Origin of the sequence: Umbribacter vaginalis (assembly GCA_001552935.1) — a bacterium.
Classification (GTDB): domain Bacteria; phylum Actinomycetota; class Coriobacteriia; order Coriobacteriales; family Eggerthellaceae; genus Berryella; species Berryella vaginalis.
The window spans coordinates 1-517 of sequence record KQ959698.1 but is presented as its reverse complement, the minus strand read 5'-3'; the positions used below and the strand labels follow the sequence as shown (position 1 = coordinate 517).

Genomic DNA, 517 nt, shown 5'->3' with positions numbered 1-517 from the left:
AGATGGTGCGCCTTATCGCACACGCATTGAGTTTACGCCTACCACAACAAGTGGCTTTCAAAACATTGATTTCTTTGTGGATACCTATATGCAGCGTGGTAAAACCATTGTCGCATATGAGTATATCTATAACTCAAAAAGTGAGAAAGTAAACTCAGAAGCAAACAGCGATAATGCTTTGCAAACAATTCATGTGCCTGGACTTATGCACACTTATGCGCAAAATAAAGCTCTTAAAAGCAATCTAGTATTTGCGGATAAAGCACAGACTGTAAGCGATTCAGTAAGCTATGCCAATTTAGTACCGGGGGAAAAATACACACTGGTATCTACCTTAATGGATAAAGACACAGGCAAGCCAGTTGCTGATAAGCATGGAAACGTTATTACCATGTCTAAGACTTTTGTCGCATGGCGTGCAAGTGGCTTTATTGAAACTGAATTTAGTTTTGATGCAAGCAACTTATCAGGTAAAACACTGGTAGTATTTGAGAGTTTGCGCCAAGGCAACACAGAA

At 39.8% G+C, this 517-nt stretch carries 1 protein-coding gene; it reads left to right on the top strand.

Annotated features, from left to right (window positions below; translation table 11 throughout):
* Positions 1 to 517: VaFE repeat-containing surface-anchored protein (locus tag HMPREF3190_RS04620; RefSeq protein ID WP_449676212.1), on the top strand; the 517-nt coding region annotated here is incomplete at both ends.